Origin of the sequence: Actinoplanes sp. NPDC089786 (assembly GCF_040684855.1) — a bacterium.
Classification (GTDB): Bacteria; Actinomycetota; Actinomycetes; order Mycobacteriales; family Micromonosporaceae; genus Actinoplanes.
In genome coordinates this window covers 50,806-61,283 of the sequence record NZ_JBFBGU010000021.1, presented here as the reverse complement: position 1 = coordinate 61,283, position 10,478 = coordinate 50,806, and the positions used below count along the sequence as shown (strand labels likewise).

Here is a 10,478-nt window from a genome sequence, read left to right as displayed (position 1 = left end):
AGCCGATCCGGGCCCCACGCCGCCGCCGCCGGCGCTAACGTCAGTTCGCCGCCGAGGGACTCCCAGTCGTGCCACTCGCCGTTGTACCACTTGTGCCACAAGGCGCGGTCGTATCCTGCGGCGAATACGTCCTGCCTGTTCGGCCCCCAGGACACTATTGCCGGTCGGCTCGGTAGCGCGTCATGCCATACGGTGTTGCTTGCCCACAAAGGTAACCCATTCGCCGAGTAGACGACGAGGTTGCCATCGTCTTGCATCACCAGATAGGCGCCCGGATTGCCCTGCGTTTTGGTCGACCAGCAGGGTCGAGCGCCGATGTAAACCACCGCGTTCCCATCCTCCTGCATGATAAGGAAGGCGCCTGGTATGCGATCGGTATTGCTAGCCCATAATGCCTTCCCGAGATCGCTGCGGTAGACAACTAGATTGCCGTCCGAGTGCATCACTGCCGAGAACGGCCGGGTCGGTGCATCGAGCCCCATACCAGCTGTGAGTGCTTCATGCGGACGCAGGGCAGAACGAGACAAGGAGTCCCCCTTTAACGCACTCGGGAAAGCCACACCAATGTAACCACTTCGAGTGGAGCTAATTCCGTACTGCGGACCGCGTCACTCTTGGGTGGCGCTCCACCGGACACGTTGAAATCGGCAAATCCGGGCACGGCTGGCCCCAGCACGCGGTGACTTGGCGTAGTCGATGGACGTTCGCGACCACTCCCGCGGGCGGACCGACGTCGATGGTTGCTGTGTACTTCATGGCGTACGCGGCTTCACACTTCAAGCCTTTGCGCCGACACTCGGCGCAGTGTTTGAGGTGGTCCTTGGCCTGCACGCCTTCGGCGACGGCGAAGATGTCGCAGCGCGGCCAGCCGGGGACCCGTGAAGGGTTGAGAAGGCGGTAGCGAAGGCCGGGGGGTCATTTGCTACTTCGACGAGGAAGCCGATGCGAGAGTGATGCTGGGCCGGATGCTTGAGGTTGTGGCGCCTGAGCTGTCGAACTGGGCGCAGATGACGGCTGGTGACCCTCCGGGATAGCTCGGCTTCCGCGAGGAGAGGGCCGGGCAAGCCGCGTCCGTTGGGTAACTCACAGCCGCCGACGCACCTCGCGGGTGGGGTGCCGTCCCCGGGCACCGGGCTTGTCGGTTAGGAACGGGTTCGGTTGATGCGCTCGAAGTCGACAGTCTGTCCTGGGTGGAGAGATTCGGCATGTCGTGCCGATTGGATGATGATCTGCTCCGGGGTGCCGTCGAGTTCCAGGAACTGTTCGCAGATCGAGCAGCGGACGACCATGTGATCGTCCGGGCGGAGGCTCACGGCCGCCCCGCTGTTTGCCGGGCCTGGCGGGTGCTGATCATGGTTTGCCGATCAGGCGGGACAGCCTGAAGGTTTCCGGTGTGGCATCGCGCAGAGTCCGTAGTGTGGCGGTGAGGTGCCACCAGATCAGCGCGGCGATGTAGGTGATGGTGAGGTACCGGATGGTGTGCACGGTGACGAGCAGCGCGTAGCCGGGTGTGAGGATTAGTCCGGTGGTTACCTGGGCCCAGCGTTGCCGGGTGACGGTGGCTGCGGTGGCTGCGCCGAGGGCTGCGGCGCCGATCGCGGCTATGCCGTACAGGAAGGGAAATTCGCTTCTTACGACGGTGGTGGTGTAGGCCCATCGCACGAGGAAGGTGCCGGCGGCGGCGAGCGCGATCGGCCAGATCGGCGGGCGCATCCGGGGCAGCCAGGTGGTGAGCCGGTCGGCGGGGATCCTCGGGGAGACTGCCGCGATGATCATGGCGCATATTGCGATGGGGGCGGCGGCGGTGAGTGTCCAGCGCAGGTAGGCGGGGTCCTGGAAGTCGAGGACGACGCCCGCGGCGATGCCCCAGAGTCCGGCGATGGCCAGGCCGCAGCCGGCGGCGGCGAGGTAGGAGCGGCGCAGCAGCACGCCGGTCGATGGTGGGTCGGCGAGTCCTTGCGGGCTGAGCCAGGTGGTCGGGGCCAGCTGCGCTGCGGTGATGGCGGCGGTCGCGGCGAGCGCGGCTGCCAGGCCGAGGTTCTCGATGGGCAGCCGAACCCCTCTGACCTCGGAGAAGATCGTGTTGATGTCGGCGGTTCGGAGTGTCTGGATGAGCAGGACTGCCGAGGCGACGCTGAACACGGCGATGCCGGCGAGGTTGGTGAGGGTCAGTTTGGTGCGCGGCAGGTGGGTGCTGGCCGCGGTGACCGCCGTTGGAGGGTGTGCGTGCGCGGTGAGTTGCGCGGCTCCGGCGGCCAGTTGCACGGGCTGAGAGAGCAGCACCGCAGTGGGCAGCCCGGCGCCGCCAAGGGCGGCGTGGGCGAGCGATGCGGTTGCATCTGTGGCGACCAGCACGGTCGCGGTGATGTCGGCGAGGTCGATGTCGGCGTCGGCCAGGACGTCGGTGACCGCTGCGGGTAGCCGGTCGAGGTGGGGCCGGACGGCTTTGCCGAGGTCGTCGAGGTCGATGACCACCGGGGCGGTCTGCTCGGGCAGCAGCACTGCCGCGCGGACCTCGCCGGTTAGTGCTTCGCGGGCGCGATTGATCTCGGCCGCGGTACGCCAATCGGTGCCGTCCGCCGCCGGGGTCGCGGGGTCGGAGCGTTGCCGGACCAGCTCGGCGATCGTCTCCTGGATGCCGGGCGCGTCCGGGTGGCGGACGACGGTCGCGGCCAGCTCGGTGTACTGGTTGGCGGTGTCGAGCACGGTCAAGGCGGGAAAGTCATCGGCGACGGAACACACGAGCACGAACCGGGGTGCCTGTCCGGCCACCGCGACCGCGCCTACGGCGGCTGCTGCTGCGGTGACGATCGCGGGTGCGGGAAGGCCGGCTGCGGTGGCGGCCAGCGTGAGGCGTTGCCGGGACTTGGGGCCCCACGGGTACGGCGTGGTCAGGGTGAGCGTGTCGATCGGCGCTCCGCCTTGGGTCGCGGCGGTGTTGGCCACGTGGGCGAGTACCGCGGACACGGCGGCTGCCGGTCCCGGTTCGGTGTCCGCGCTGGTCCGCAGCGCCGCCAGGGGGTCGGGCAGATAGTTGCCGGGATCAGCGGCACCGGCGGCGAGTCCGGCTGCGGCGGGAAGCACCGCGCCGGTGTCGGGTGCGATGTGGACACCGGCCGGGATGCGGGTCTGCCCGTCGAAGGTGACCGGCCAGGTCCGCCCGCCCGCGGTGACGACTGCGGCGGTCCAGCGGCCGGTGAGGTGGATGCTCAGATCCAGACCCGCAGCCATGGCGGGCAGTGTGGTGCCTTCCGGTGCGCGAACGGAAACCCAAATACCCGATTCGTCACTCGTTCTTCGGATAGTGATAGATCGATTCTTTTTGGTGGCGTACTCCGATCTTCGGCCGGTATTGAGGAGAGCTTGGCCGAGGCGTTGGGGGATGCCGGTGACCGAGGACGAAGGTGCCGACGGGGCGCGAAGCCGGGCGGCCGAGTATGCCCGTCAGCCGTCCGTGTGGCCCGCGCAGAACCCCGCGGCCGGGCCGGTGCGCCGACGCGGGGTCCGTGCCGCTGACCTCGTGCGGGGCGTTATCACCGCTGTTGTGCTGCTGGCCGGGCCGCCGTGGCTGTTGTGGCAGGCGTTCGGCAGCCCGCTGACGCTGGCGTCGTCGTGGTGGGCTACGACGGCGTGGTCCGCCGGTTCCGCCGCCGATCAGAAGACTGGCCTTGAGATCGCGTTGATCGGAGCCGGTTGGCTCGCCTGGCTGGTTCTGGCCACCTTGCTGACTTCAAGCCTGCTCGCTGTCCTGCGCGGACACCGCCTGCCGCGATGGCGGTTGCCGATGCCCCTGCACCGTCTCGTCTTCGGGCTGACCGGCAGCGCCGTTGTTCTCGTCACCATCCCGGCCGGCGCCGCCGTCGCCGGTCCTCCCGCCGTGACCGCCCCGGCCCTGGGCGCGGCTCTCACCACCGGCCCGGTGGCTCACCCCGCTGCCCCGCCGGCTCATGCCGCTCCGGCTTCGCACCTCCAGCCGAGTGCTCCCGAGACCAGGCCCCGACCGGCAGCCTCACCACCGACACCGCAGGGGGAAGCCGCCAGCGGTGCTCATGTCCCCGGTGATCTGGTTACCGTCTCCGTCGAACGCTCCCGGTACGACTATCGCGTCCGCCGAGGGGACACTCTCTCGAAGATCGCCAAGACGTGGCTGGGCGACCCGGACCGATGGCCTGAGATCTGCTCGCTGAACAAGCATCGCCACGTCGCCGGCGGCCGGAAGCTGACCGACTGCGACCTGATCTACCCCGGCTGGAACCTTCGGCTCCCCGCCGACGCAGCCCCGCCGCCCGAAGCCAAACCTCGCCGACCATCCCGGACGCCACCCCACCCGGCTGCACCAGACGAGTCCGGTGCTAGCGGACCATCCGCCACCAGTCCGGCACCGGTATCCCGCAGTCCCGAAGCGACCAGCCCAACCGACCCCATGCCCCCGAACGCAGACTCCGCCGAGGACAAGGACGGACACGAGACAGCGGGCGCAGATCTCGTCCTGCCCGGCGGGAGCGTCATCCCCTGGGCATTGGCCACCGCCATCACGGCGACCGCCGCTCTGGTATGGCTGCAACGCCGTCGCCGTTATCGGCCCGACGACGGTGACGACCTGTACGAGCTACCCGCTCCGGTTCTCGCCGCCCAGCACCACACCCGCCCCGCGATCATCGCGACACGAGCCGAGCCAGCGCAGACCCCGCGGCTACCATCCGGCGGTGTCGGCCTGGTCGGTTCCGGAGCAGACGCCGCCGCCCGCGGTCTGATCATCACCGCGCTCACCGCAGGAACACCCACGGAACCCGCGCAACGCGCCGAAGTCATCATCGACCGGCCCACCCTCACCGCGCTGATCGGCGACACCCCGATGGCCGCGTGGTCGCGGCTGCACATCGTCGACGATCTAGATCAGGCGCTCATGCTGCTCGACACCCACCTGCTCCGACGGGCTCGCATCCTCGACGAACACGGTCTCGACGACATAGACGCTCTACGCGACGCGGTGCCCAGCGAACAGGCCCTGCCACCGTTGCTCCTGATCACTCACGCCGAAGAAGCCGCCAGAAGCAACCGGGCGCGTATCACCTTCGGTCTCACCACGGGCTTGGACGTCATCACCATCGTCCTCGGCCACTGGCCCCACGGCCAGACCACCACAGTCTCCGACGACGGAGCCGCCCGCCTCGAACCCGGCAGCCCCGGACCCGGCATGCAGCTCGCCGTTCTCGACATCGTCGCGACGCGTGATCTCCTCGACACCGTACGGGAAGCCCAGACCGGGGAAGCCCCACTCACCAGGCGCGCCGTTCAAGAAACCGGCGGTCCCGCCGCTCCGGTGACTCTGCACGAGCCGCCAGCGGCGGTGAGCGGCGAGCCACCCACCAAGGTTCGCCTGCGTGTTCTAGGCCCCCCGGTCGTCGAGGACATCACCCTGCCGGGCCGGGACCTGCGCGGCCGGGCCGCTGAGCTGGCCGTCTACCTCGCCTGCCACCCGGACGGCGCCGACACCGAGACCATCGCCGAATACCTGGTGCCCGACGTCCGGCGCCGCCAGGCCAAGCAGCTGATCCACACCAACGCCTCCAACCTGCGCCACGTCCTCGGCCGCGCCGGCGGAGCGATCACCGGCGGGTACCTCCTCAAACGCGGTGCCAGCGCCCGCTACCGGCTCGACCCCACCACCGTCGCCGTAGACCTGTGGCAGATGCGCGACCTGCTCACCCGCGCCCCACTCGCATCCGCACCTGGCCGCACTGAGCTATTGCGTGACGCATGCGACCTGTACACCGCACCACTCGCGGAGGGCTGCGACTACGAATGGGTCGAACCGCACCGCGAAAAGGTCCGCCGGTGGGGCACCGAGGCCCACCTCCTACTCGCCGACGACCTGCTCGAACCGGACCCGCAAACCGCGTCTGACCTGCTCACCAAGGCAATCGGCCTGGACCATTACAACGAAGAGCTGTACCGCAAAGCCATGCAGGCCCGGCACGCCCTGGGCGACGCCGACGGCATCCGCACGCTATTGCGCGCCCTGACCAAGGCGCTCGCCGACCTGGACGCCGAGCCCGCCGACACCACCACCGACCTGGCCACCCAGCTCCGGACCAGCCTGGAACGGCGATGAGCACCGCACCGGCAACAGCGCGCCGCCGCTGGCACCACCTCATGTCGGCCGCCGCCGGAACGCCTATGCTGCGCCGGCTGATCGTCGTTGGCCTGATCCCGCCGGTGAGCACGGACGTGCCCCGGACTGTTGGGGACTGTCCTGTTATCGATCGGTCGGTGTACGCCGAGGAGCCGCTGGACCTCTCACTCAATTGGGTGATGACTTGGTGACGTCGAGTGCAATGGCGTCATGACTCTCGTGCGCCGTGTCTGCACGGCCGCCTCCCAGCTCGGACACTGGTCGGTGCGATCAGCTCGAGCAAGCGGCTTCACGCAGCGGCTGGTGGTGCCAGTGTCGGCGGTACTCGTCGGAGCCGTCGTGCTCGCGCCTTGGTCGTGGTGGCGGCAGGGCGCTCGGCTGCTCGCCCAGCCTGGCTGGCGTTGGCTGCCTGTGCTTCTGCTGCTAGCCGGCCTTGCTGGGGTGAGCCAGCGGGTAGCTCGGTGGTGGGGCGGTAGTTCCACGCGGCGCCGCCCGGCGAATGCGCGGGCGCCGTTGTTCCTGCACGTCACGGCGCTGCTACTGGTCGCCGTCGTGGTGGCCATCGCGGTGGGAGCGGGTATGTGGGTGCTGCTCGGACGGCCGCACCTCACACTTCCCACCACCGGTACGCCCTCGGGATCCATGCCGGGCAGCGCGGCGTGGAGTGTGCAGAACGCCTTCGATGCAATGAAGATCGTGTTGTCGGTCGTGGCGGGCATCGGCGGCGTGGTGGCCCTGACGGTCGCCTACCGCAAGCAGGGCCACAGCGAAGCCGCCGAGCACCGCGAGGACACCAAGCTGTTCGCCGAGCGGTTCGGCAAAGCCGCCGACGAACTCGGCTCGGACAAGGCCGCCGTCCGTCTCGCCGGCGTGTACGCGATGGCCGGGCTCGCCGACGACTGGGAAGAAGGCCGGCAGACCTGCATCGAAGTTCTCTGCGCCTACCTGCGCATGCCCTACACCCCGCCCGAGGACGACCCACCATCTCCGGCCAGCACAGCACCTGTCGGCCTGCCGCTCAACACGGCGAAACGCATCGACGACGGCGAGCCCCGCCAGGAGCAACAAGTCCGTCACACCGTCCTGGCAGTGATCCGCGAACACCTGCTGCCAGATAAAAATGATCAACGGCCACGCTGGCACGACCACCGATTCAACATCCGCGGCGCCACCATCGACGGCGGAAACCTGACGGGAATCGTCGTCGCGGGCGACACCCACTTCGACTTCGGGGGCGCGAGGTTCTCCGGCGGCACGGTCGACTTCGGGGGCGCGAGGTTCTCCGGCGGCACGGTCGACTTCGAGGGCGCGACGTTCTCCGGCGGGGAGGTCAACTTCAGGGCCGCGAGGTTCTCCGGCGGCACGGTCGACTTCGAGGGCGCGAGGTTCTCCGGCGGCACGGTCCACTTCAGGGGCGCGAGGTTCTCCGGCGGCACGGTCGACTTCGAGGGCGCGAGGTTCTCCGGCGGCACGGTCGACTTCAGGGACGCTGGGTTGTCCGGCGGCAGGGTCGACTTCAGGGACGCTGGGTTCTCCGGCGGCACGGTCGACTTCAGGGACGCTGGGTTCTCCGGCAGCACGGTCTACTTCAGGGGCGCGACATTCTCCGGCGGCACGGTCGACTTCGAGGGCGCGAGGTTCTCCGGCGGGGAGGTCAACTTCGTGCTCGCGAGGTTCTCCGGCGGGGAGGTCAACTTCAGGGGCGCGACGTTCTCCGGCGGCACGGTCGACTTTGAGGGCGCAACGTTCTCCGGCGGCACGGTCCACTTCAGGGACGCTGGGTTCTCCGGCGGCACGGTCCACTTCAGGGACGCTGGGTTCTCCGGCGGCGCGGTCGACTTCGAAGGCGCAACGTTCTCCGGCGGCACGGTCGACTTCGTGCTCGCGAGGTTCTCCGGCGGGGAGGTCAACTTCGGGCTCGCGACGTTCTCCGGCGGCGCGGTCGACTTCGAGGGCGCGACGTTCTCCGGCGGCACGGTCGACTTCGAGGGCGCGACGTTCTCCGGCGGCACGGTCGACTTCGAGGGCGCAACGTTCTCCGGCGGCACGGTCTACTTCGGGCGTGCGACGTTCTCCGGCGGCACGGTCGGCTTCAGTCTCGCGACGTTCTCCGGCGGCGCGGTCGACTTCGAGGGCGCAGCGTTCTCCGGCGGCACGGTCTACTTCGGGCGTGCGACGTTCTCCGGCGGCACGGTCGGCTTCAGTCTCGCGACGTTCTCCGGCGGCACGGTCGGCTTCAGGGGCGCGATGTTCTCCGGCGGCACGGTGGCTCTGGCTCATCCTTCTGAATGGAGCGTGCCACCGAAAGGGCTGAGCGGCTCCGAGCCCGGGGTGGAGTGGCCGTCACCGGAGCAGCTCGATTCGATTGAAGCCAGGGCTCGCCGCTTGTAGTGTCCGGCCAACGATCGCCCTCAAACCCACACGGAACTGGTGCGCCGGGTTGCGCAGCCCTCACCGATCGCCCGGCCCGAGCGTGGAGACAGAAAAGGGCCGCATCTGCGGCCGGAGACGGCTGCGGTGGCGCTGAGGCATCCCCTCGGGGGAGGCCCCAGCGCCGCTGCCAGTCAGAGTAGGAACCTGCGGCCGGCGCCGCGTTCGAGCGTCCACCGGTAGCAGGTGCGGTGCCCGGTGGTGTCGAAGTGGGTGGCGTGCCAGTCGTCGGACTCGTTGGTCATCCTGTCCTGCATGGGGTCGCGGGCAACGGGTGACTTTTCGCCGCGCTGGCATTCGATCTGGATGAAACGGATCACGGGTGCGTCCGGGTCGATCGGCTCGGGTGGCACGATATCGGGGATCACTGCTGCGCCTGCCTGGAGTCGTTACCGTTTGTCCCGCTGTCGGCGAGGGGTGCGGCCACGAGGTGTACTGGCTCGGCGTGTAGCCGGATCAGCGTGTCGACCGCCTCGCCGTCGCTCTGATCCCAGAGCTTCGCGTACCTGTTGACCATTTCATTACGCCTCGTTACTGACCTTGATGGATGGCATTTGGATGAGAGCCTCCTGTCTTGTAGGGAAGTTCGGCGAGTAGCAGGTGGGCGACCGTGACCGGGCGCTCTGCGATTTGGGTTGTCCATGGCCTACGCGGTCGCGGCGTGGAAGTCCGGCTTGCGGTGTCGCCGATACCGCGGTTGTGTCTCCCAGCGAGACGCACGCAGGCAGGTCATGCAGGCGCCGCGTTCGGTGGCGGTGGCGAACCCGCTCGGCCCATAGCGCCACCCGCTCGTCCCGGTATCGCTGCTGCGCGGCGGCTTGCGCCTCAGCTGCCAATCGGCGCTGCTCGCGTTCGGTCGCCTGCGCGGCGCGGCGTTGCTGGTCGGCGCGGACGCTGTCGGCGGTCGCGTACTTCGACGCCCAACACGCCGGGTTGCCGCAGTGCTGTGGTTGCTGGGCTTCGGGCGGGTTCGGCGTCTCGCACCATGGGCAGTTGAACCACCCGCCATCGAACCACTTCGTGATCGGCTGGCTTTCGCCGGTCGCGATCGGCATGGCCCCGGTCTCGGTCACGACGGCGTTCCCGTGTCGTGGCAGGGGCACGGGCACGGTGTGCGGGCCGTGTCGGGAGGGCGGGGTTTCGTGTCGCCGGGGCACACATCGTGCCAGCGGCGGTGGCAGGCCACGCTGATGCCGGGTGGGCTGGTCTCGGGGATCGAGTCGATGGCCAGGTTCACCGCGCCGCCCGCGTCGGCGAACCAGTAGGTCTGCCAGATCTGCGCCCAGCGGATCTCCACGGCGACCAGGGTCACCGTGATCAGCAGGTCCGGATCGATCCCTGGGCCGGTCAGCCACTCCGGTGACGGCTCGCCGGTCGGGCTGTCGTAGTCGTGGACGCATCGCCATGGGTCGCAGGTGCAGTCCAGGGTGGTCAGGAAGTCGGTGGTGTAGCCGACTCGGGCGGTGCGGCGGGAGGTGCTGCCGAGTTCGGCGAGGATGTGTTTGATCAGCAGCCCGGGTGACATCGGTAGCTCCGGCGAGTCGTGCATCCGCGCCCAGTGGGTGGCGGCCATGAGCGCGCGGACCGCTCGGCGGCGGGCCGGGGCGCCGGTGTAGCGGATGCCCGCGGACGTCCAGTCGCGCTGTCCTCCGGGCAGCGGGTGCTGGAGGTACCAGATGGCCTCCTCGTCGGTTGATGGGCACAGCCTGGAGTGTTCGGGTGTTTGCCGGCAGGCAAGGCAGCCGGGGGTGGTGCGGTGTGGCCTGGTCATGGAAGGCCGCTGTCCTCTCGGAGAAGGGTGAAGTCGGCGCCGCCCGAACGGGCGACGCCGGCTCTGCGGTGATGTGCCGTCGTTCGGGCGGCGGAGCGCGAACCGATGAGCCCGTGGCCATCGGGAACGGCGTGACGAGGT

Annotated in this window: 6 protein-coding genes and 1 pseudogene; 2 read left to right on the top strand and 5 right to left on the bottom strand. The window is 69.0% G+C overall.

Annotated elements, in window-relative coordinates; translation table 11 throughout:
* Both AB0O15_RS37955 and AB0O15_RS37950 read right to left on the bottom strand, forming a co-directional pair.
* Positions 1–482 (bottom strand): annotated as a pseudogene (locus tag AB0O15_RS37955) (hypothetical protein); the annotation flags it as partial.
* 868 nt (positions 483–1,350) lie between these two features.
* Entirely contained in the window at positions 1,351–3,231 is a 1,881-nt protein-coding gene (locus tag AB0O15_RS37950) for a hypothetical protein (RefSeq protein WP_364329501.1), read from the bottom strand.
* Between AB0O15_RS37950 and AB0O15_RS37945 the strand changes: the two genes are divergently transcribed.
* Both AB0O15_RS37945 and AB0O15_RS37940 read left to right on the top strand, forming a co-directional pair.
* Positions 3,143–6,115 (top strand): BTAD domain-containing putative transcriptional regulator, encoded by a 2,973-nt coding sequence (locus AB0O15_RS37945; RefSeq protein ID WP_364329498.1) that lies wholly within the window; start codon positions 3,143–3,145, stop codon positions 6,113–6,115. The two genes, AB0O15_RS37950 and AB0O15_RS37945, sit on opposite strands and share 89 nt — an antisense overlap.
* Before the next feature lie 462 nt (positions 6,116–6,577).
* A complete protein-coding gene (locus tag AB0O15_RS37940; RefSeq protein ID WP_364329495.1) occupies positions 6,578–8,527 on the top strand; it encodes a pentapeptide repeat-containing protein in 1,950 nt (649 codons plus the stop codon).
* Positions 8,528–8,930: 403 nt separating this feature from the next.
* On the opposite strand, the gene AB0O15_RS37935 is transcribed toward AB0O15_RS37940, so the two are convergent.
* The 3 genes from AB0O15_RS37935 to AB0O15_RS37925 are packed head-to-tail and all read right to left on the bottom strand — an operon-like array spanning position 8,931 to position 10,337.
* Entirely contained in the window at positions 8,931–9,083 is a 153-nt protein-coding gene (locus AB0O15_RS37935; RefSeq protein WP_364329493.1) for a hypothetical protein, read from the bottom strand.
* Between the two features lie 4 nt (positions 9,084–9,087).
* Entirely contained in the window at positions 9,088–9,639 is a 552-nt protein-coding gene (locus tag AB0O15_RS37930; protein ID WP_364329490.1) for a hypothetical protein, read from the bottom strand.
* Positions 9,636–10,337: a hypothetical protein gene (locus tag AB0O15_RS37925; RefSeq protein ID WP_364329487.1), complete on the bottom strand. Its 702-nt coding sequence runs from the start codon at positions 10,335–10,337 to the stop codon at positions 9,636–9,638. Before AB0O15_RS37925 ends, AB0O15_RS37930 begins: the two co-directional genes overlap by 4 nt.
* Positions 10,338–10,478 lie beyond the last annotated feature (141 nt).